The 21,865-nt window shown below is 36.3% G+C and carries 22 protein-coding genes; 13 read left to right on the top strand and 9 right to left on the bottom strand.

Going from position 1 to position 21,865, the window contains the following annotated elements:
- The first annotated feature begins 9 nt into the window (after nucleotides 1–9).
- Complete coding sequence (locus F8162_RS27845) at nucleotides 10–1,344, top strand: MFS transporter (RefSeq protein WP_151632003.1); 1,335 nt, start codon at nucleotides 10–12, stop codon at nucleotides 1,342–1,344.
- 104 nt (nucleotides 1,345–1,448) lie between these two features.
- On the opposite strand, the gene F8162_RS27840 is transcribed toward F8162_RS27845, so the two are convergent.
- The gene (locus F8162_RS27840) at nucleotides 1,449–1,961 is read right to left on the bottom strand and encodes a DUF3278 domain-containing protein (RefSeq protein WP_151632005.1); all 513 of its coding nucleotides are present in this window, start codon (nucleotides 1,959–1,961) and stop codon (nucleotides 1,449–1,451) included.
- Nucleotides 1,962–2,153: a helix-turn-helix transcriptional regulator gene (locus tag F8162_RS27835; protein WP_001067018.1), complete on the bottom strand. Its 192-nt coding sequence runs from the start codon at nucleotides 2,151–2,153 to the stop codon at nucleotides 1,962–1,964.
- A gap of 374 nt (nucleotides 2,154–2,527) precedes the next feature.
- Between F8162_RS27835 and F8162_RS27830 the strand changes: the two genes are divergently transcribed.
- From F8162_RS27830 to F8162_RS27805, 6 genes are all read left to right on the top strand, one after another.
- On the top strand, nucleotides 2,528–3,721 hold the full coding sequence (locus F8162_RS27830) for an efflux RND transporter periplasmic adaptor subunit (protein ID WP_151632007.1): 1,194 nt from the start codon (nucleotides 2,528–2,530) through the stop codon (nucleotides 3,719–3,721).
- Nucleotides 3,718–4,398: an ABC transporter ATP-binding protein gene (locus tag F8162_RS27825; protein WP_088082101.1), complete on the top strand. Its 681-nt coding sequence runs from the start codon at nucleotides 3,718–3,720 to the stop codon at nucleotides 4,396–4,398. Before F8162_RS27830 ends, F8162_RS27825 begins: the two co-directional genes overlap by 4 nt.
- Nucleotides 4,395–5,597: an ABC transporter permease gene (locus F8162_RS27820; protein WP_151632009.1), complete on the top strand. Its 1,203-nt coding sequence runs from the start codon at nucleotides 4,395–4,397 to the stop codon at nucleotides 5,595–5,597. Before F8162_RS27825 ends, F8162_RS27820 begins: the two co-directional genes overlap by 4 nt.
- 112 nt (nucleotides 5,598–5,709) lie before the next feature.
- Complete coding sequence (locus F8162_RS27815) at nucleotides 5,710–6,411, top strand: Yip1 family protein (RefSeq protein ID WP_151632011.1); 702 nt, start codon at nucleotides 5,710–5,712, stop codon at nucleotides 6,409–6,411.
- Between the two features lie 16 nt (nucleotides 6,412–6,427).
- Nucleotides 6,428–7,108, top strand: a complete 681-nt coding sequence (locus F8162_RS27810; protein ID WP_151632013.1) for a Yip1 family protein — start codon at nucleotides 6,428–6,430, stop codon at nucleotides 7,106–7,108.
- A 218-nt stretch (nucleotides 7,109–7,326) separates the two neighbouring features.
- A complete protein-coding gene (locus F8162_RS27805) occupies nucleotides 7,327–7,797 on the top strand; it encodes a sigma-70 family RNA polymerase sigma factor (RefSeq protein ID WP_151632016.1) in 471 nt (156 codons plus the stop codon).
- 55 nt (nucleotides 7,798–7,852) lie between these two features.
- Here the strand turns inward: F8162_RS27805 and F8162_RS27800 are convergent, their stop codons facing one another.
- Complete coding sequence (locus F8162_RS27800; protein WP_151632018.1) at nucleotides 7,853–8,359, bottom strand: competence protein ComK; 507 nt, start codon at nucleotides 8,357–8,359, stop codon at nucleotides 7,853–7,855.
- A 194-nt stretch (nucleotides 8,360–8,553) separates the two neighbouring features.
- On the opposite strand from F8162_RS27800, the gene F8162_RS27795 reads away from it, so the two are divergent.
- Entirely contained in the window at nucleotides 8,554–8,952 is a 399-nt protein-coding gene (locus F8162_RS27795) for a DUF4359 domain-containing protein (protein WP_151632020.1), read from the top strand.
- Nucleotides 8,953–8,971: 19 nt separating this feature from the next.
- Here the strand turns inward: F8162_RS27795 and F8162_RS27790 are convergent, their stop codons facing one another.
- Together F8162_RS27790 and F8162_RS27785 are read right to left on the bottom strand one after the other, a co-directional pair.
- Nucleotides 8,972–9,187: a DUF2922 domain-containing protein gene (locus F8162_RS27790; protein ID WP_001197599.1), complete on the bottom strand. Its 216-nt coding sequence runs from the start codon at nucleotides 9,185–9,187 to the stop codon at nucleotides 8,972–8,974.
- A gap of 99 nt (nucleotides 9,188–9,286) precedes the next feature.
- On the bottom strand, nucleotides 9,287–9,511 hold the full coding sequence (locus F8162_RS27785; RefSeq protein WP_000257706.1) for a DUF1659 domain-containing protein: 225 nt from the start codon (nucleotides 9,509–9,511) through the stop codon (nucleotides 9,287–9,289).
- A 110-nt stretch (nucleotides 9,512–9,621) separates the two neighbouring features.
- Between F8162_RS27785 and F8162_RS27780 the strand changes: the two genes are divergently transcribed.
- A complete protein-coding gene (locus F8162_RS27780; protein WP_151632022.1) occupies nucleotides 9,622–10,107 on the top strand; it encodes a VanZ family protein in 486 nt (161 codons plus the stop codon).
- Between the two features lie 24 nt (nucleotides 10,108–10,131).
- Here F8162_RS27780 and F8162_RS27775 read toward each other — a convergent pair whose 3' ends face one another.
- The gene (locus F8162_RS27775; RefSeq protein ID WP_151632024.1) at nucleotides 10,132–12,888 is read right to left on the bottom strand and encodes a DEAD/DEAH box helicase; all 2,757 of its coding nucleotides are present in this window, start codon (nucleotides 12,886–12,888) and stop codon (nucleotides 10,132–10,134) included.
- Nucleotides 12,872–14,491, bottom strand: coding sequence for an SWIM zinc finger family protein (locus tag F8162_RS27770; RefSeq protein ID WP_151632026.1), 1,620 nt, complete (start codon nucleotides 14,489–14,491; stop codon nucleotides 12,872–12,874). The genes F8162_RS27775 and F8162_RS27770 overlap by 17 nt, the downstream gene beginning before the upstream one ends.
- Nucleotides 14,492–14,649: 158 nt before the next feature.
- Between F8162_RS27770 and F8162_RS27765 the strand changes: the two genes are divergently transcribed.
- From F8162_RS27765 to F8162_RS27755, 3 genes are read left to right on the top strand one after another with little or no spacing between them, the layout of a single operon-like run.
- Complete coding sequence (locus F8162_RS27765) at nucleotides 14,650–15,141, top strand: zinc ribbon domain-containing protein (RefSeq protein WP_151632028.1); 492 nt, start codon at nucleotides 14,650–14,652, stop codon at nucleotides 15,139–15,141.
- Nucleotides 15,142–15,146: 5 nt separating this feature from the next.
- Nucleotides 15,147–16,697, top strand: a complete 1,551-nt coding sequence (locus F8162_RS27760; protein WP_151632030.1) for a zinc ribbon domain-containing protein — start codon at nucleotides 15,147–15,149, stop codon at nucleotides 16,695–16,697.
- Between the two features lie 12 nt (nucleotides 16,698–16,709).
- Nucleotides 16,710–18,089 (top strand): zinc ribbon domain-containing protein, encoded by a 1,380-nt coding sequence (locus F8162_RS27755; protein WP_151632032.1) that lies wholly within the window; start codon nucleotides 16,710–16,712, stop codon nucleotides 18,087–18,089.
- 41 nt (nucleotides 18,090–18,130) lie between these two features.
- Here F8162_RS27755 and F8162_RS27750 read toward each other — a convergent pair whose 3' ends face one another.
- Together F8162_RS27750 and F8162_RS27745 are read right to left on the bottom strand one after the other, a co-directional pair.
- On the bottom strand, nucleotides 18,131–18,433 hold the full coding sequence (locus F8162_RS27750) for a DUF3910 family protein (protein WP_151632034.1): 303 nt from the start codon (nucleotides 18,431–18,433) through the stop codon (nucleotides 18,131–18,133).
- Between the two features lie 79 nt (nucleotides 18,434–18,512).
- Entirely contained in the window at nucleotides 18,513–19,385 is an 873-nt protein-coding gene (locus tag F8162_RS27745; RefSeq protein WP_151632036.1) for a cell wall-binding protein EntA, read from the bottom strand.
- A 664-nt stretch (nucleotides 19,386–20,049) separates the two neighbouring features.
- Here F8162_RS27745 and opuD point away from each other — a divergent pair.
- Nucleotides 20,050–21,567, top strand: a complete 1,518-nt coding sequence (gene opuD, locus F8162_RS27735; protein ID WP_151632040.1) for a glycine betaine transporter OpuD — start codon at nucleotides 20,050–20,052, stop codon at nucleotides 21,565–21,567.
- Nucleotides 21,568–21,865: the final 298 nt, after the last annotated feature.

The raw sequence follows: 21,865 nt of genomic DNA, 5'->3' as shown, positions 1-21,865 counted from the left end.
CGAAAATATATGTTTAAATGGCTTAAGCCAGCACCTGCAATTGAGAGATTGCCAGCAGATATGATTGATCGAGTATACAAATTATTACGTATTCGTGTATTGATGGGAATTTCAGTTGGGTATGCTGCTTATTATTTAGTTCGTAGTAACTTTACGTTATCAAGTACGTATTTAGTACAAGAATATGGATTTAGTACAGCTGAAATTGGACTACTAGGTTCAATCATGGCAATTGTTTATGGATTTAGTAAGTTCTTTATGGGGAATTTGTCAGATAAAGCTTTCGCCCAGCGCTTTATCGCAGTCGGTTTATTCTTATCAGGGCTTGTAAATATTTGTTTTGGTTTTGCATCGTCATTTGGAATGATTGTTACACTACTTGTTCTAAATGGTATTGTACAAGGTATGGGAGCACCACCTTGTAGTATCGTTATGACGAAATGGTTCTCAAAGAAAGAACGTGGTACGAAAACAGGTATTTGGAATATTTCACATAACGTTGGCGGAATGCTTGTGCCACCACTTGTTGGAATTGGGGTAGCTATTTTTGGTGAAAGCCATTGGCAAGGCGGCGTGTTTATTTTCCCAGCGATTATCGCAATGGTAATTTCAGTTCTTGTTTGGATTAATGCGAAGGATACACCAGAATCAGAAGGTCTTCCTCCAATTGATGAGTATCGTAATGACTATGAAAATCTTGAAAAAGCAGATCATGCTAACAAGATGTCACCAAAAGAAATTTTAATGAAGTATGTAGTGAAAAATAAATTTGTATGGTTCTTATGTATTGCAAATGCATTTGTGTATTTAATTCGTTTCGGCGTTATTAACTGGGTTCCGCTTTATTTAACGACAGTTAAAGGTTTTTCAAAAAATGAAGCACATGCGGCATACGCAATCTTTGAAGGTATGGCAATTCCAAGTTCATTAATCGTTGGTCTTTTAAGTGATAAATTATTTAAAGGAAAACGTATGCCATTATGTATCATTAGTATGGTTGGAGTTGTTATTGGTACGTTTGTATATTGGCAAGCAACTAGCATACTTGTTGTAAGTATTGCAGTTTCTATTATCGGTTGTTTAATTTATGTACCACAGTTTTTAATCGGTTTAAGTGCGATGGAATTAGTACCGAAATTTGCAGTAGGTACGACAGTTGGTATGTGTGGTCTGTTCGGTTATGTAGGCGGAAGTCTTGTAGCAAACGCAGCAATCGGTGTTATTGTTGATCGCTCTGGCTGGGACGGTTGCTTCATCTTACTATTAACAGGTGCAATTTTATCAACAATCTTCTTGTTCATCGTTCAACGTGGACATGAGGGAAAAAAACCTAAAGCGGCATAATATTTTGTTCGAAAAGCTATCCAATTGTGATTGGATAGCTTTTATATTAGGAAAAACAAACAGTATGTAAAATTGCAGTTTAATATGTAAATGATTTTTGTTATTTAATATAATCTTTTTAGGTTCCATAAACCGAATATATACATAGTTAGACCAAAAAATCCACCGCCGCAACTCCAAAGCACAACATCAAATAAAGAAATAGAGATTTCCTCTGAACCTACATAGGGAAGGATATAATTCATAAAAACAAACATTTGAAAGCCCCAAAGCAAACCTGTTTTTAAGCCAGCTTTTCTTAATTTTTTCTTGTGTTGTAAATATTCTTCTTTTGTTGCACATTCAGTATCACTTAAACCTTTTTTCTTGAATTTAAAGGCTAAATAATTAGCATAAATCATATTAGACAGAAAAATTAATATAGTTCCTATAGATATTGTGTGGTTCATAGTATCAACAAGTAACATAATAAGCATTATCAACATATTTAACCACCATAAACCAATTCCGGCCACAGATAATTCTTTATTGATTTCTTGTTTTTGATATTCATCTCGCTCACTCATTGTTCCAACAAAACTATTATAAACTCTTTCTTTCCATTCAATTTTCATCATTTAATCTCCCTCCCAAAATAGACTGTTTAAATCTGTTTTTAGTGCTTTTGCTAATTCGATACATAAGGCTAAAGAGGGATTATATTTATTGTTTTCAATTAAGTTTATTGTCTGTCTCGCCACTTTAACTCTTTTAGCTAATTCTAGCTGCGAGAGACCTTCAGATTTTCGATATTGTTTAACGTTATTCAAATATAAACCTCCTATTAATAGTTGTAGACCTTGTGTAACGGAATGTCATGTATATATGACATATTATAATTGAATAAATGAAATGTCAAATATATATGACAAAAATGACAGTGATGCGATTAGGAAAACAATTTTAATAATTTATCTTTGTGAGGAGTTTATTAATATAGGATAGCTTTTCTTATATTAATATAATCTTTCCTTAAATCTATCTTAAAAGACGATATGTCATATTTCTAATCATTGGAATTTTTGTTACAATATAAATGGATGTGTAAAACTTTGTAAAAAGAATGTAATAATATGTAATTTGTTTTCAGAAAGTTTTATACAATTTTTATATTAAACTATTAAGTTATAAAGGGAGCGAGAAAATGGTACCAAATACGGTTCGTACTCCAAACAAGAAAAAGAAATGGATTATTATCGGGGTTATTGCACTAATTGTTATTGTAGCAGCAGTTAATATTTTTGTAATGCAAGGGAAGAAGAAAGGTGCATCAACATCTGCTGACGCTGTAAGCTTTGAGAAAGTAACGGAGCGAAAGCTTAATAATACGAAGTTAATTTCTGGTCAGGTGAAGCCCGGGAATATTGAAAGTTTCTATGCAGATCCAACTAAAGGAAAAGTGAAAGATATTGAGGTAAAAGAAGGACAAGAGGTTGAGAAAGGTGCGAAGTTATTCTCTTATGATAATGAAGAGATTAACTTGCAAATGAAGCAAGCTGAGCTTGATCAGAAGATGGCAGATATGCGTTATGATCAAGGGAAGAAGAAGATTGATTCGCTGAAGAAAGAAATTAAGAAAGCGAAAGATAGCGGAGCTGGGAAAGAAGTAACAGATCCGATGGAAGAGCAAGTAAGTGAGTTAGAGATGGCGCAAAAGACAACTGACCTTGAGAAAGAAAAAGGGAAGTTGCAAAAAGAGGAGCTAAATAAAAAACAGAAAGAACTTACGGTTTATAGTAATTTTTCTGGTGTCGTTCAAAAGTTAGATAAAGATGCGGCGCAAAGTTCATCTCAAGCGTTAGGTGGTCAAGGGAAAGCATTTTTACAAGTGGCGTCTAAAGATCCATTCCAAGTTCAAGGGACGTTAACTGAGCTTCAAAAGTCACAAATTCAAAAGGATCAAACATTTACTGTAACTGCGAAAGCAAATAATAAGAAGAAGTGGACAGGTAAGATTACAGAGGTAAGTGAATTCCCAACGAGTGCAGAGATGGCTCAAGCTGGTGGTATGGGTGAAGCGACTCAAAATATGTCCCAATATACATATAAAGCAAGTCTTGATAGTCAAGATGGTTTATCTCCAGGTTATCACGTTTCTCTGCAAGTAAGTTTAGAGAATAAGACGATGATTGCTGTTCCGACTAAGAGTATTGTAGAAAAAGCTGATGATGCATTTGTTTATGTTGAGGATAAAGGAAAGCTTCGTAAACAAAATGTGAAAAAAGGTTCTACTGATGGAGACTGGACAGAGGTTGTAGAAGGCGTAACAGTGGGGCAAAAGGTGGTTAAAAATCCTTCCGACGATGTGTATGACGGAATGGAAGTGAAAGAGAAATGATTACGTTAAATAATATTGCTAAAACGTATTATCAAGGAAAATTGGCAGTACCGATTTTGCACGGTATTAGTTTAACGATTCAAAGTGGTGAGTTCGTTTCGATTATGGGGCCGTCTGGTTCTGGTAAATCAACGCTTATGAATATTATCGGTTGTTTAGATCGTCCAACAGAAGGCGAATATATGCTGAATGACGTGAATATCTTAACAGCAGACGAGTCAAAGCTTGCTTTAATTCGTAATGAATATATTGGCTTTGTGTTTCAGCATTTTAATTTGCTGCCACGTCTTTCAGCAGTAGAAAATGTTGAACTTCCGCTCGTATACGGTGGTGTGAAGAAAGCCGAACGTCGTCAAAGAGCTCTGGATGCACTTAGTAAAGTCGGTTTGTCAGATAGGGTTCATCATTTGCCGAATGAATTATCAGGTGGACAGAAGCAGCGTGTAGCGATTGCAAGGTCGATTGCGAATAATCCAACGTTCATTATGGCTGATGAGCCTACTGGTGCGCTTGATACGAAGTCTGGTGAGCAAGTTATGAATATTTTCACGAAGCTTAATGCAGAAGGTACAACGATTGTTATGGTTACGCATGAAGAGGAAGTAGCAGCGTATTCTTCCCGCCGCATTGTACTGCGAGACGGGAAAATTACAGAAGATAGAAGGTGTGCGGTATGAGTTTACTAGATAGTATAAAAATTGCCCTATCTTCTATTTTAGCTCATAAACTGCGTTCAGCTCTTACAATGCTCGGTATTATTATCGGCGTTGGTTCTATTATTACTGTCGTTGCGATTGGGCAAGGCGGGGAAGCGATGTTGAAGTCGAAATTCGCAGGTTCTGGTGGTAATAACCTTATGCCAATTCAGTTTCAACCAGATATGAATGATGAGTTTGCTATAGGCGGATTTGAAATACCGAAGTTAACAGAAGAGGATATTATGGAAGTAAAACAAGTGAAAAATGTTTCACATGTTATTACGACAAATTCGACAACAGAGATATTGGATGTAAATGATAAAAAAGCAAATCTGAATGTTATTGGTCTTGATAATGAATATTTTGCGGTTCATAAAGTAAAGGTCGTAAAGGGACGTACTTTAAGTGAATCAGATATTTCTCATGCAAATAATGTTGTGATGATTAGTACAAAAACAGAGGAGACGTTATTTAAGGACGTAAACCCAGTTGGACAAATTATTGAGATGAAGGGGCAGCCAATGCAAATTATTGGTGTGTATACATCTGATAATGAGTTTATGGGATTTGAAATGGAAGAAGCGTTAATCCCCCTTACATTATGGCCTGTTTTATTCGGAACAGATGATATTCAAAATATCGCAATTCAAGCTAAAAATGTAGACGATTTAGAAGCAGCTGGGAAACAAGCTGTTGATGTATTAAATAGTCGTAAGCCAAGTGAAATTTCAGGTAAATATGAACTGGTGAATTTAAAAGAATTACAAGAAAATGTTTCTAAAGTCACTAGCATCATGACGATGATCATCGGCGGTATCGCTGGTATTTCGTTAGTCGTTGGTGGTATTGGTGTTATGAATATTATGCTTGTATCCGTAACGGAACGTACGCGCGAAATTGGAATCCGTAAAGCACTTGGAGCAACGCGTAGTAAAATTTTATTACAGTTTTTAATTGAAGCAGTTATGTTAACGCTTCTAGGTGGTTTAATCGGAATTGGTCTTGGATATGGCGGGGCATATATCGTTTCCACATTTGCGAAATGGCCACCACTCGTTTCATGGGAAGTTGTCGTTGGAGGCGTACTATTCTCTATGACACTTGGTATTATTTTTGGATTAATTCCAGCAAACAAAGCTGCGAAATTAGACCCAATTGAAGCATTACGTTATGAGTAATTAATAGTGTAGTAGAACTACACATTACCGTTCTAGTGGGTGGTTCGTAGCCTCATATGAGGAAGTGCACCACCCATTAGAACGGGTTATATACATAGAAGGAGGCGTTATAGTGGAAGCGAATTTGAATACACAAAAAGTTGGCGGAGAGAAGCCATCATTGTTTGGAATGATTACTTCTCCAGGCTTACAGTTTGAGAGAATGAAGACGAGCGAGAAAGTTTGGGGTATGTTCTTCCTAGTTGCGTTGTTACAAGGACTTTTAAGTGGTTTGGAAGCATATATTATGAATACATCACCTGAGATGATTAAATTTCAAAAAGAATTAGGTGGTGAATTTGCAGGACAGAGTTCACTTACATCCGAAGTTATTTACGGTACTGTATCGGGTACTGTGGGTGTTATGCTTGTAACGTTTGTTATTGCAGCTATATATAAAGTATTTATGATGTTTTACGGGAATGATACTTCTTATAAAAAGTTAGTAATGATCATTGTATATACAAATGTTGTTGTTATTATTGGTAGACTTATTAATGCTATTATAGCTTTCAGTTTAGGCGATGGATTCACGTCTTATACGAGTTTAGGGACGTTATTTGAGGAAGGTTCAGTCGCTTATGGAATCGGTAGTACGATTGAAGTATTCTATTTATGGAATATTGCTTTAATTTGGTTAGGACTGCAAATTACAGCGGGAGTAAGTAAAGTGAAAGCAGCAATTCCAATTATCGTTTTATTTATTATTAAAGCGGCATTCTTAGCGGCGATTGTTATGATAGTGGCAGCGTTTTTACCAAATATGCCTATATAAATAAGGAGGCGTTATAATGGAAACGAATATTAATACGCAAGTTGCAGGTGGGAAGAAGCCGTCATTATTAGGGATGATTACATCTCCTGGCGTTCAGTTTGAGAGAATGAAGACGAAAAGTCCGGTTTGGGTAGCTTTCCTTTTATTTGTTCTAATTGGGACGGTTACGACAGCAGCAGTATTTTATTTATCAACGATTAATACCCCAGAAGTCGCAAAAGAACTTAATGGCCAAGATGGGCAGATGATAAAATGGTTTGCACTTGGTGGCGGGGCACTTTTCGGATTAGTTGGAACACCTATCGGCCTCTTTATTGCAGCAGGTTTTTATAAAGTGATTATGATGTTAATGGGCAATGATACCCCTTACATGAAGATATTATCTATTTACTTATACGCTAATCTTGTTTTCTACATTGGGAGCTTGTTAAATGTAGGATTAGGTTTGATTTTTGATGGAAATGGAACGGATGCTTATACGAGTTTAGCCCCTTTATTTGAAAAAGGGACAGTTTTAAACGGCATTGCATCTTCAATTGAGATTTTTAATATTTGGAGTTTAATTTTAACAGGATTAGGGTTACATATTGTGGCTGGTTTAAGCAAGAAACAAGCGACAATTTTAATTGTAATCTTCTTTATTCTAACGATAGGGTTAGGTTTTCTAAAAGGTTTAGGAAACAGTTTTGGCGCATAATATGATTTGATTAAAAGGTGGCTCTCTCGAGAGTCACCTTTTTTATTTTTACCCTTATTTCAAATACCATCAGCAGAATTTCAAATTCTACTTCATGTAATTTCAAATTTCAGCGGTAGTATTTGAAATTACTCACAGTGAAATCGCTTCTTTATTTTTATATTGTGGAGGTACCGGCGGAATAACAAAGAGGTATACCTTTTAGAAGTGGGTACTGTGTGAAACCAGCAACTTTTAAAGAGGCAGTTGTGTTATATGAAGGTATGATTGTAAATCAAATAAAGAAGCTAGGTATTCGTCAAGATTATGAAGAGTATTATCAATGTGGTTTAATTGGTCTTTGGCATGCGTATGAAAGATTTGATGCAGAGAAGGGAAGTTTCCCTGCATATGCAATTGTAACGGTGCGAGGTTATATATTAGAGAGGTTAAAGAAAGAGTTCGCTTTGCAAGAAAGGAACGTTTACGTAGGTGAATATGAGGAGATTTTTACGTCTGAAGATGTTGAAATAAGAGCGAAGGACTTTATGAGTGTATTAGATGAGAAGGAGAAGTACATTATTTTCGAACGTTTTTTTGTAGGGAAGACGATGGGGGAGATCGCTAGCGAGATGGAAATGACTTATTATCAAGTGAGATGGGTGTATCGGCAAGCACTTGAGAAAATGCGAAATAGCTTAAGAGAATAAATGTTATCATAAGAATGGAAGGCAAGGGATATTGCTTTCCATTCTACTTATTCTGTTACAGTAGTAAGTGTAATAAGAGGTTTTTAGATTGTAGCGAATCTTGCATGTTCATACGTGATAATACGTATCCGGCTTTTAATAATTGTTGTTTTAACTTATGGGGACTGATATGTATGGTTGTAGTTGTACCATTGGAAAAATGAATGTTAGCTTTTTTACTCTTTTTAAAAAAATCTATGTCATCTATATGGTTATAAAATAGCCATATACAGTTTGGAGAAGAAGGAGATTCTGTTGGGAAAGCACAAATATATTCTCGATGATTAATTGGAATTGGGACATTTTGCTTAAATTTAAAGTTTGTTTGAACCGCTTTGCGTCTACCTTGATAAGTAGAGTGAACATTCGTTAGACAAGATTGCTTGATGAGTTGGAGAGCAGTTTGACAGGAGTAAAGATGGTTCCCGCTACTGTCGATCATTTTTGTTTGATAAGAAGGGTGCTTGCATGGTTCTAGCATCATTGTAGAATTAGAAATAATAATATCATTTTCTCCATTCATAAATTTGATTCCCCCTTTATAAATGATAATAGTTCTAAATATTATTATATAAGAATTAAGTAAATTAATTGTTAATATTCTGTTTCGTATTGTAAATTTTGACTATTCGTTTACAATCAATAGATGTTAGTCTTTCTAATTTGCATCGCTTGTACATATATATGAAAATAGAAAAGAGTAGGCGGTGAGATAGTATGAAGAAAAGGTATATTATTATGGCTCTAGTTGTTGTTCTTCTAGTATATTTAGCAAATAGTAATCCGAGTAAAGGAGAATATACAGATTGGGCAGCAAAGCAGTTTATGAAACGTAATGATGTAAGTAAGAAGCTAGATGAAGTCCAAAAGGAAAATGAAGAGGGTCTCCTTGGCGATTTAGCATCAGCTGGTAAGAAGTTGGCGAAAAAATATGTTGAGCCACAAGTTGGATTATTAATCGAGAATTATACAAAGCGAAGTGATTATATTTTCTTCTCAACATATACGACCGAGTTTGATATAGGCGGAGAACACTATAAATATGTATGCGTCGGATTTTCAAACATCTTTATTCCAATTGAAATGCCGAAGAAAAAAGACGAATCTGCAAAATGATGCAGGTTCGTCTTTTTGTTTATAAATTAATTGGAACTTCAGATACATTCTTTTCTACGAGACGGGCTCCTTTTTTTCGGGTATTTTCATTAATTGATGAAAATACAGATGAGGCAAGGATGGTATCCATTACTTGATTTACGACTTGTGCATCGACAGGTGTGATCGGTTTCTCGATAGAAAAAACAACTGTTTTTCCATCTTCTTTCGCGAAAATTAATTCTAGTACTTGCATACGTTATTTCCTCCTTTTTATTTATTCCGCTATATGTGGGCAGCGCGACCAGTGTTGGCTCATAATCAGCGGGGGAACCCCACTGATTAAAGTTTCACCTTATAGACTAGAAAGATCTGATGTGCTAACAAGTTGTACAGCGTGAAGTGGTGATGCTTGTAAGGAAGCAAGAGCACGTGCTACGTTTTGTACTTGCTCTAAGTTTGCATTTGTTTTAACGCGCTTAAATTGTTTGTTCTTGAAAACTGTTTTTCCGTTCTTATCTAATCCATTGTTTAAGACAAGACGTAAAGTTAAGTCCATTACGATTGTTTCGACTGCCATGTTTATCACCCCCTTTCACTTTATAAATAGGGCGTGAATGTCATGTTTTGGCGTGAAATTTTTTCTTTTTTTTGGTACGCTTAAAAGACTAAGAGAGGGGTTTCGGAAGAATGAATCGTAAATGGTTATTTTGGATTCCTGTTTTACTATGGGTGGGGCTGATTTTCTATTCCTCGGCACAACCGTATAAAAAGCAGGATATGCGCTCGGATATTGAACAATATGTAAATGTTGAGTTTGTGAAAGAGCATTTTTCATGGGTATCTATCGATTACGGCGGTGGTACACCTGTTAGCATTGCAAATAAAGGTGTAGGCGGATTTATTGAGTTTTTCCTTCGTAAAGGTGCTCATTTCATGGTGTTCTTTATGCTCGGTTCATTGACGTATTATGCTTTTCATCGATCGGGTTATTCGAGAAAAAGGTGTTTCATATACGCTCTTCTTTTCGTTGCGGGATATGCAACATTTGATGAAATTCATCAATGGACTACGGGAGACCGTACACCGATGTGGCAAGATTCATTACTGGATACGTGTGGCGGATTAACAGGAATTATAATAAGCAATTGGTTTTGGAATAGAAAAAGGAGCTAATCTTTTGAGATTAGCTCCTTTTGTTTATACACCAAGTAATTCTTTTAGCTCGTCTGTAGATAGTTCGGTCATCCAACTATCGGTTGTAATGACGGCGTTGTTTAATGATTGTTTTCTTTCTAACATTTCATCAATTTTCTCTTCTAGTGTCCCCGTTGTAATCAGTTTATGAACGTGAACGAAGCGTTTTTGACCAATGCGATATGCGCGGTCTGTCGCTTGGTTTTCTACAGCTGGATTCCACCACCGGTCGTAGTGAATGACATGGTTGGCAGCGGTTAAGTTTAAGCCAGTTCCACCTGCTTTTAACGATAAGATAAAAATGTCATACGTTCCGTTTTGGAACTGCTCGATCATTTTGTCACGTTCTTTCTTCGGTACACTACCGTTTAAGAAGAGGACGCGCTGACCGAAATGTTCTTCTAACACATTTTTTAACATGTTCCCCATACCGATGTATTGCGTGAAGATTAAACAACTTTCATTTTGATCTTTTATATTTTCAATGAGTTCCATTAACGTGCTCGTTTTCATGGAACGTTCGATGATATCTTTTGGCTCTGTTTCTTTTAAATAAAGAGCAGGGTGATTACAAATTTGTTTCAGTTTGTTCAACATGAGTAATATAAATCCGCGTCTTTCAATCCCGCTTAATCCTTCTACATTTTGCAATGTATCTTGCACAAGTTGTTCATATAAGGAAGCTTGTTCACCAGTAAGTGGACAGTACGCTTTCTGTTCTTGTTTATCTGGTAAGTTTAATGCGACTGTTTGATCTTTCTTCGTACGACGCAGTAAAAACGGCGAGATAAAACGTTGAACTTGTTGGATTTTTCCTTCGTCACGATCCTTTTCAATTGGTGAGACGAAACGGCGCTGGAATTGTCCTAAACTGCCAAGATATCCATGATTAATAAAGTCGAAAATAGACCAAAGCTCGGCAAGTCGGTTTTCCATCGGTGTACCGGTTAAAGCGATTTTGTGATTTGCTGGCAAGTTTCGTACTGCTTTTGACTGTTTCGTATGTGGGTTTTTAATATTTTGTGCTTCATCCAAAATAACAGCGTCCCAGCATAACGTACTAAGTTCTTCTTCATCAAGCTGAGCTAATGCATAAGATGTTAATACAACATCTGCTGATTGAAGGAAGTCTTTAAATGATTCGCCTTTCGCACGGTTACTTCCATAGTGTAACTGAACACGTAAATTTGGTGCGAAACGCTCAAATTCTTTTTGCCAATTTCCAAGAACAGATGTCGGTGCCACGATTAGGGCAGGTCCTGTTTGGAGATTATTCTCTTTTATATATAGTAAGTACGTGATTGTTTGAATACTTTTTCCAAGTCCCATGTCGTCAGCTAATAATGCGCCGAATCCAAGTTTTCTTAAATATAATAACCACTCAATGCCATGTTGTTGATACGGGCGGAGTGTGGCGTTTAGTGAAGAAGGAACATCTACTTTTGGAATATCTCCAATGTGTAAGAGTTTTTGGAATAGCTCTTCATAATATCCATCTAGCTCGATTTCAATATCGGTAAATGGACTATCGTCTTCTACCATTTCTGTTTCGGCAGTGTTTGATAAATGTTGCTGAAGGACATCTTTCATTTCGAGGCCATATTTATCGGCACGGTTCATGAGCTTTCGTACTTCTTCAATAAAGGCTGGATCCAGTCTCATCCATTGACCATTTATATTGAATAATCGTTTGTTTTGTTCAACGAGTTCGAAAAATTCGCTTTCTGATAAATCAATGCCGTTCGTTGAAATGCGCCAGTCGAAATTAACGAGTGTATTCATACCAAAGAAAGATTGTGTTTGCGTTGCATTTTGCTTCAGTTGCACACGTAATTTTGGTTTTGTCGCTTTTAAATTTTGCCACCATGATGGTAGTAAAATTGTAATACCTGCAGCGAGTAATTCGTTACTTGCTTCTGTTAAGAAGTTCCACGCTTCTGTTTCAAAGAGCTCACTTCGGAATGTATCCTCTTCTTTTAACCATGGTACGAGCTTACTGAAGCCTTCTTGTGTTTCAAGAATACGCTCTTCATAATCGTGCCATCGTTTTGGTAAAGAATCGATACTTTCATATACATATATGCGATGTGCCCCGCGCTTTGGTGTAACAACTGTCTCAAGCTTCCACATTTCAAATTCTTCTTGCGGCTCTTGTAGCCGTAGTCCGATTGTAAAGGGAAGGTCATCTTCAATGTATCCAATTTTTCGAAGCCAATCTTCTTCGTGTAGTGCTGCATCCAATTGTCTTTTCGTAAAGTCGTAATGTTCATAAAGTCTCTTTGCATCTTCCCATCCGTCGTTCGAGCGGTTATCTTGTAATATGCTTTCATTTACCGCAGCCGAGAAAAGGGATGCCAATGTGTCATCTTCGATTGGGGTATTTTGAACTTTCCAAGATGGTTGTTTGGGCCAACGCTCCATATCAGGTACGAAGCTACCACTTGTGAAGACATCCCATAATTCGTTCGCATCTTCTGTAAGTGCTGTAATAGGGCCGCTCATTTGAATATGGGCAAAGGAGTTCATCGGTTTATTAGCGATGTATTCAAATGCTTGTGCGTTCGTTAGCATAACACCTTGTTTTCCTTCAAAGGTTGCTTCTTTTAGAAACGTGCCATAGAAGGAAGTGGAGTGCCATGTAAATGCATTTCGTTTCCAACTTGTTACGGATAATGGAGTACCGCTGTCATCTTCCCCCCAAAGGAACCAACCGTGACTAACGTGCTGGAGCCTAATTGTTACTTCAGTTTGATTGATCATCGATTAATTTTCCTTTCCGTAATTCCTCTTGTAGTGCACGCAAACGTGAATGTAAGTTTGCGATGTGAATAATGAAAGCATCCCATTCATCGGTACGCTTTAATCGTTTATACAATGTACGTAATTTCTTTAAGTAACGAACTGCACGTCTATATGATTTGCGATTTCGCTCTTCAATGGCCTCTACGGCAGCAAGGTGATAAAGAGGAAGTGCCGCTTCTGGTGCTTCCTTTTCAATATCTTTCAGTGGCTCTTTCAAAAGTTCAATTGCTTCAAATCCATGTAAGAGCTGAAGTTCTGCCCATGTTCGATATTGCTTTTTCGCGAGTACGTATTGCTCATAGTTTGCGAAACTATATGGTAATAGCTCTTGCAAAATCATTTCGAATCCAGCTTGTTCATTTGTATGAGTTGCATACGTTTCATACATGATGACGAATAAGTGAACGATATCTTTTATGAAAATCGTATTTTCGTGCTCATGTATCGTTTTCTTCACTTGTTTATACGTAAAAGAAAGCCAATTCTTCGCGCGATCCCACTTCATTGCACTTAATAGCTCTTCTAACCAATAGAAGTACAGACTTACAACAGAAGCAGGCTGTTTCTTCAGTAAGTCCATCGCTAATAGATCTTCATCATTTAAAAAGAGTAGATGAGAAGATGCTAATGCTTTAGAAAGTGGATTGATTTTCGTATTGATTCGCTTTTCTTCTTCTTGCAATTTCTCTTTATTGTGTAACAGTTCACTCCATATGTGACGATAAATAAAGAATCTCTCTTGCGTATAAGCGTCGGTGGAGAAGAATACTTCGTGAACGAGACGAGCTGTTTCTTGCAAAATTGCTTCTGACTCTGAAGGAATCGCTTCTGATTGTAAGTCCCGAACGATGGATTCCACTTTATCTACTAATAAGCGAACGACGTTAACAGGCTGGTGATAAGAATACGTTTTATTTGCTTCGAAGTCCTGGATTTCTTCTAATAATTTTTGAAAGCAATAAAGCGCTGCATGTAGCCTGAACAACTCATGTATCGCAACGATACGCGGAGCTTTCCGTTCGAGTTTCGTATAGAAGTCTGTAAAAATACTCATAAGAAAATACATTTGTTTATAAGTAAGCCGAGCTTGTTCTTTTTTAAATGATTCATATTCGTTGTCAAAATACGATTGCCAACTTTTATAATCCGTTTCTTCAAACGCTGATGATTGCAATACTTGTCTTGCAGTTCGAATAGGAGGAAGGGAAGGTTTCGTATTATTTTTGAATAAAGTTAATACATCTCCTACTTGCCCGAAACTAGATGCTGCAGATAGTAACACAGCGAGCATATGCTCACATTGCGTTGGTGCGAAGCAATCGCAATAGCTTTCAGCGACGTTACGAATCGGGATATGGACGCTATATACGCTGCCTTCAGCGTCTACAGTTCCTGATAGCGTATAACCATCAAAGTCAACGTTGTAGACAACACCACTACGATATAGGTGCCGAGCTGTAGCGACATGTTCCTGATCAGCTGTTTGCTGTGGATCTAGTCCTTGAACGAACTCATTCGCAATCATCATAATTTCATCTTTCGTAATTGAGTGTTGCAGCATAATATTCCTCCGTACACATATTTCTTTCCTCTACCATTATAAACAAAAAATGCTCAAAACAGAAAAAATGAAATTTGGATTACATAAATTGAAAATCATGGTAATATATATAATGTTAATTTTGTATATTACTATATAAGTATAGGAGGAGAAATGGTTTGTCAGATTTACAGACGAAGTTAGGCAGTGGAATGAATAAGTTACAAGAAGGAATTGAGCAAGGGAAGATGAAGTTACAAGTTGCACAAGAGATCGCTCAACTGAAAAAAGAAATGCAAGTGCAAATGCAGAAAAAGGCAGAGGTTCTATTAGAGATTGGACAAAGAGTCTATGTTCAATTAAGAGGAAACGGAGTAGATGAAGCGAGCCTAAAAGAGATGATTGCTCCAATTCAAGAATTTGATGTAGTTATTTATCAAGCAAGAAAACGCATTGTTGAACTGCAAAAGCAACAAGGCGAGAAAGCTACATGTGAATGTGGTGGACCTTTATCAATAAATGATAAGTTTTGTGGTTCGTGTGGGAAGCCGAATCTAATGATAGCGATAGAAAATGAAGGTGAAACGACAAATTGTATTTCATGTAATGAACATATCGATCAAAACTCTACTTACTGTCCGGTTTGTGGAATTAAGCAAAGTGGGGAGTGAATTAGATGTATTGTCGCACATGTGGAAATCAACATGGTGAAGAGGTAAACTATTGCCCTAACGAAGGAAGTATGGAGATTGCAGGAGCTATAGATGCAGTAACGTTAGAACAAGATACTGCAAAATACTGCAAAGGTTGTGGCGGTGAAAATGCTCAGCAAAATTTATATTGCCAAAAGTGTGGGCATTCTTTATTTATTGTGAAGAAAAAAGAACAATCTATTAAATTGCCTACAATGGAAGGTACTCCTGAAGTTAAATTTACAGCAGATAAAGCCGTTTTAAAAACAGGTTTTATTGGTGGGGGTGTTGCAAGTATTCTCATGTTAATTGCTGGTTGGATTGGTAGTGTATTATTTGCTTCTATATTAAGTGAGATGTTTAGTAAATTTGCGAAAGAATTAGAAATGTTGCCAAGCTTTTATTCGAGTGCAACTTCTACGATGTTAAGTTATCATTTACTTGGTTTTACAGCTAGCGACGATAGTGGATTGATATTTTCTTTATCTTGGCATACTCCTTTTACATTACTATTAATCATTCCATTTATGATTTTCGCTGGAACAGGAATTTGGTTAGGAAAGCAGCGTGTTGCAAAAACGATTAAGGATCAAATCTTTATAGCAGCAACAGTTGGTATTATTTACGGTGTCTTTTTATTCATTATAAGTTTTATAGCATCACAATCTTTCGCAATTCCATTCTCAGAAGCAGGTAAGATTACGGTTGGCTATTCAGCGATTAAGAGTTTAATGAGTGGTTTTGTATGTGGAACGTTATTTACTTTAGTAGGGTTTATTGCTCATACAAGCAAAAATAATATGGCAGCAGCATTTCAAGAGTTAATGCCATATGGAGCGTCTGTTTATTACGGTATTTCAGCCATGATAAAAGGACTTTTAATAACAGCAGTAGTGGTTTGTATTATGGCGTTAGTAAATAAGGAAGACAGTATTGAACCATTAAAAGAAATAACAACTTTAAAATCTGAAAGTGCATTATTAGCATTAGAGTTAACACCTCAATTATGGAGTATGGCTCATTTTGCTCCGTTAGAAGTATCAAGTCCAGCACTTAGTAAGGAGTTTACTGGAATTGGTAAGAAATCAAAATCATCTGAGAGCACATTATCATTTTCATTTATATCAGGCATCTCTGTAAATGGCGTAGTGGTTAGAGATATAATGATTTCAAAAGGAGCAAGTCAGGAAAGCCTTGCTGAATTTGATGAAGTGAATAACGTATTCTATTACGGTTTATTACTGCTTATTATTCCGTTGTTCCTTATGTTTAGAGCGGGAAGAAAATTAGCTGAATTATCGACTGCCAATATATATATTACATTAGCAGTATGCAGTGGTTCTTACACGATTATGATGATTGTAATGAATATGATTTCTAAGTTCCAAATAGATGTTTCAGGGACTGTAACAAGTTTGTTTGGAACAAGTGGAACGGTATTATCTATGCAAAATTCATTTGTATATTTAACTATGTGTAGTTTTATTGTGACATATGTAGCAGCATTTGTTGGAATGAAGTTAGCCAAAAAGTAGGAGGAGAGCACGTTGAAGTTTTGTGGAACATGTAAAAAGAACGTTGCAGACCATTTGAACTTTTGTCCTGAGTGTGGGAGTAAAGTGGAAGTAATCGTCGATAACACTGCCGCTTCATATACAGAAGTACAAAGCGAGACACGACCAGTGAAAAGTAAGAAAAATTTATTTTTAATTATTGGTTTCGCCATTATTATTATTTTATTATTTGGGGCATATAAATTTGGAGCATACAAGTTTTCAAAAGAAAAGCAAATAAATGTAATGATTGAAGCATTCCAAAAGAAAGATATTACTGCAATTGATGAGTTTGTGAAAGCGAATGATTCAAGCTTAAAGATTAAGACAGAGGATATTAAAGCGTACATGCGTTACTTAAAAGAGAACCCTTCTTACAATAAACAATTATTGTCTTATTTACAGAAAGAGACAGTAGATCAAAAGTTAACAAAGGATAAAAATTCGTTTAAAGATGGGGAAATTGTAGAAGAGGGAAAAGAGTGGTTCTTATATCCAAAGTATAAGTTTAGCATGAAATCTTATTATATGAGTGTTAGTACAACTGCAAAGAATGCGGAAATATATGTGAATGATAAAAAAGAAACAGAACTTTCTAGTGATAAAACTTCGAAAGAGTTGGGGCCATACTTCCCAGGTACGTATGTTGTCAAGGCAACAGCGAAGACAGAACTTACTGAATTAGAAACAGAGAAAGAAGTAGATTTAGCAGATGAACAGAGCGAGAAAGTGAATGTAGATTTATCGCTTGAAGGAAATTATGTAAGCATTTCTTCTGATGAAAATGATGCAACCGTATTTGTAAATGGTAAAAAACGTGGGAAATTAAGTTATGGTAATTATAAACTGGGGCCTGTATCCACAGATGAAACAGTAGAAGTACATTTAGAGAAAACTACTGATTTTGGTGTAATAAAATCTGAAAGTGTTAAAATTGGGGACCAAAGCACGTATTACTTAAAATTCCCGAAAGAAACATCAAGCTCAGCAGTGGGTGATTTTGTACGAAATCATATTTATGATAATGTGCGTGCGATTTCATTAAATGATTTTAGTCTGATTGAAAATAATTATGATAAGAGCGGGAAATCGTATAAGGAAGACCGTGATTATATACAATATCTACATAAAAAAGGAATTACTGAAGATTTATTAACAATCGAAATTCGTAATGTAGAGCGTCAAAGTGATATGAAATATAAAGTAACGACATATGAAGAGTACCATATTCGTTACGGTGATGGATCTGTGAAGTTCAAAAGTTTTAATAATGACCATATCGTTACTGTTAATGGAAATGGAAAGGTACTGTACCATTCTCTTGGAGCGAATAATACGCTTAAGTCAGAGGAAGTATCTGGTCCGAACCGTTAATAAAAAGACTATCTCATCTAATTGAGATAGTCTTTTTTCAATTATGAGCGCGTTTCCTTTAATATCGCTTGTACATACGGATCATGTAATATTTGTTCTATAATGGGTAACATGTTTTGTTCAAATGGAATGTCGATAGGGAATGGCTTTTGTGAGCCGGGTTTGATTCCATATTGGACAAATTTGTAATGTGTATCTTCTTCAAAGTTGAGCACAATTAATTTATATCGATTGTCATCACCAGCGAGTGAAAAGTCAATGGAAGTAGCTTCGTATGTTACTTCATCTTTATATATATACGGTTTTGGTGTACTGATCCAGTCTACTTTTGCTTGTACATTCATGGACATAACCTCCTTATAGCTATTATAAAAAAATAAAAGCCAGCTCTCAACAAAGAGAACCGGCTTTAGCAGTCATTGGTTATTTTAAAATTTTCACTTTAACAGTTTTACGGCCCCATTTTTGAGCAGCACTATCTGATCCAAGTAGGATGTCGATACGGTTACCTTTAATTGCACCGCCAGTATCTCCAGCGATAGCTTCTCCGTAACCTTCAACCCATACTTTAGATCCTAATGGGATTACTTTCGGGTCAACAGCAATCATTTTCATGTTTGGGTTCGCTGTTAAGTCATGACCCATTGCAGTTAATACACGGCCACCGTATGTGCCACCGTTTTCGCTCGGATGAGCTGTATATGCTGTAGCTACAACTGTTAACTCACGACCACCAGAAGGTGTGCTAGTTTCAGCAGCTTTCACAGCAGGCTTAGCAGCTGGTTTTGCTTGTGCTGCAGGTGCTTTAGCTGGTGCTACAGTTTTAGCAGGAGCAGGTTGTTCTTGTTTCTCAATAACAGGTGCTGTACCTGTTAAGAAAGGAACGTGAACATAAGCTGTTTTCCCGTTATATTCAAATTGTAACCACTCATTTTGTACTTGGTTCGTCGTTTCGATCATATCGTCTTTCTTAAGCGTCCCAAGAATTTCTGAGTTTGTGTTCGCTTCAGCACGTACGTTTAATACGTTAGCTGTTACGTAGTAGATGCTTTTTGTGAACTCTGCACTTACGAATGCGTCTTTACCATCTAAAGTGATTTTTGACCATCCGTTCTCTGTATTTTGTACATCTATTTTATTACCGTTTAGTAATTTACCGACAACTTTTGATTCAGTAGTAGGGTTTTCGCGTACATTTAGTACGTCTGTTGTTACAACAGTTTCTGCATTAGCAGATGATGTGAAAATCCCAAGACCAAAAACTGCTGCTGTTGCTATTCCAATTAATTTTTTCATGATAGCCTCCATTGCGTTTGTTTTCGTGTCCTCATTATAGCAACAGATTTTTTCGGATTTCGGGAAAACACACAATTACAAACCATTCGTAATAAGTCGTTAACATCCTGTAATATAACAAAAGATATAGGAAAGCGTTTTTCATTCTATATGATTAGTAGGTTTCTACTTATATTCAAAATATTTAATACAACATATTGTTTTCGGCGTAAATAAAAATATTACAGGAGTATTACATGATGTTTACTAAACGATTACATTCCTTGAGTATTTTACCGTTTTATGGGTAATATAGTTATATAAACATAAACATTTTGTTTGTGAAACTATAAACACGTGCTATATACTAGCAAAAAAACCGCATAATTGTTACAAAAAGAAAGGGTTGCAAGGAAGAAAAATGCCCTTTTTTACACCTGTAACACATCTTTTTTTGGGAAAACACATTCCCATCCGCATTTTTCTCGCACAATTTGACAGCAGTATTTCGATCTTATAGCTCTTGCAGAGTGAAAAGGTTATACGGAAGGTAAGGCTGTCCATAAGAATTCTAGTTGGTGAAGGTGAAAGTAAGAAAATCACCGTAAAATTATAGTTTTCTATCCGATTTTACATATCGGAATTGATGTTATTTACAAAAGTGAAACCTACGAAGGGGGATTTGATGAGGAAACTGACAAAAACATTCATCGTTTCATTAACATTATGTATTGCATTTACAATTTGGGGGATTATTCCCGAATCTATTATCGGAAAAGGTAGCTTAGGAAATGTAACAACCGCAATTCAAACTGCGTTAGTTAGTAAGTTTGGATGGTTCTATATTATTTCTGTTTCTATTATTTTAGGTGTGTCTATCTTTTTAATTGTTTCGAAATACGGTTCTATTCGTTTAGGTAAAGATGATGACGAGCCTGATTATAGTTATATGACATGGTTTGCTATGCTATTTAGCGCTGGTATGGGTATCGGCTTAGTTTTCTGGGGCGTTGCGGAACCATTAAACCATTTGTACGCACCTCCGTTTGGAGAAGGTGCAACTGAGGAAAGTGCGCGACTTGCACTGCGTTTTTCGTTTTTCCATTGGGGATTACATCCTTGGGGACTATATGCATTTGTAGCGCTGTGTATTGCTTACTTTACTTTTAGAAAAGGGAAAGCAAGTACAATCAGTGCGACAGTAGGTCCGTTATTTAAAGGCGGGGAACATGGGCGTATTGCTCATTCATTTGATGTGTTAGCTGTTTTCGCCACTGTGTTCGGTGTTGCAACATCATTAGGACTTGGTGCAAAACAAATTGCAGGTGGTGTTAGTTATTTAACATCTATCCCAAATTCATTGACGACTCAGTTAGTTATTATTGCAATCGTAACCGTGCTATTTATGTTATCTGCGCAAACAGGTCTTGATAAAGGAATTAAATATTTAAGTAATACAAACATTATTTTAGCATTTGCTCTTATGATTATCGTATTATTTGCAGGTCCAACGAACTTTATTATGAATTATTTCACTTCAACAATTGGTGCTTATCTTCAGGAATTACCAAGTATGAGTTTCCGATTAAGTCCATTAGATGAAGGCGGAAATCAATGGATTCAATCGTGGACAATTTTCTACTGGGCATGGTGGATTGCATGGTCACCATTCGTAGGTACGTTTATTGCCCGTGTTTCACGAGGACGTACCATTCGTGAGTTTGTTATCGGTGTGTTACTTGTCCCGACTGTAATTGGTGCGCTTTGGTTCTCTGTTTTTGGCGGAACGGGTATTCATATGGAGCTATTCGGTGATGCGCATATCTTTGAAAAAGTGAAAGAGATGGGAACAGAAGTAGGATTATTCGCTATGTTTGATCAGATGGGAAGCTTTGGATCAGCCTTATCTGTCCTAGCCATTCTTCTTATTTCTACATTCTTTATTACATCTGCAGATTCTGCTACATTCGTTTTAGGGATGTTAACGACGCATGGTAGTTTAAATCCGCCAAACCGCATTAAAATGATTTGGGGTATCGTTCTAGCAGCGTTAGCTTCTATCTTATTATATGTAGGTGGATTAGAAGCCTTACAAACGGCAGCTATTATTGCAGCATTCCCATTCGTCTTCGTTATTTTCTTTATGATGGCAGCATTGTTTAAAGAGTTACAAAAAGAAGGGCGTATGAAGCGTCATAAATAATAGAAGGAAAAAGAGCTGATTATGTATCAGCTCTTTTTTATATAGAAGGGATTTTACATACAAGTAAGGGAAATAAAATAATTTACTATGTAAGTAGTATGCCTTTTATATAAAGAAAAATCGATACATTTCGACAACATTCGCTATCTTGCGGATTCTATTCATATTTTTGACAAAAAATTGTCGGAAATGTGTTGTCACGTTTATGTATATGTGCTATATTATTTCCTGTAAGCGATTTCAAATAGTTTTAAAGCGCATTCAAGGGGGACATCTAGAATAATGAAACGTTACGAAA

Source organism: Bacillus sp. CH140a_4T, assembly GCF_008923725.1.
In the GTDB taxonomy this organism is placed as follows: domain Bacteria; phylum Bacillota; class Bacilli; order Bacillales; family Bacillaceae_G; genus Bacillus_A.
This window is presented reverse-complemented; position numbering and strand designations above follow the sequence as displayed.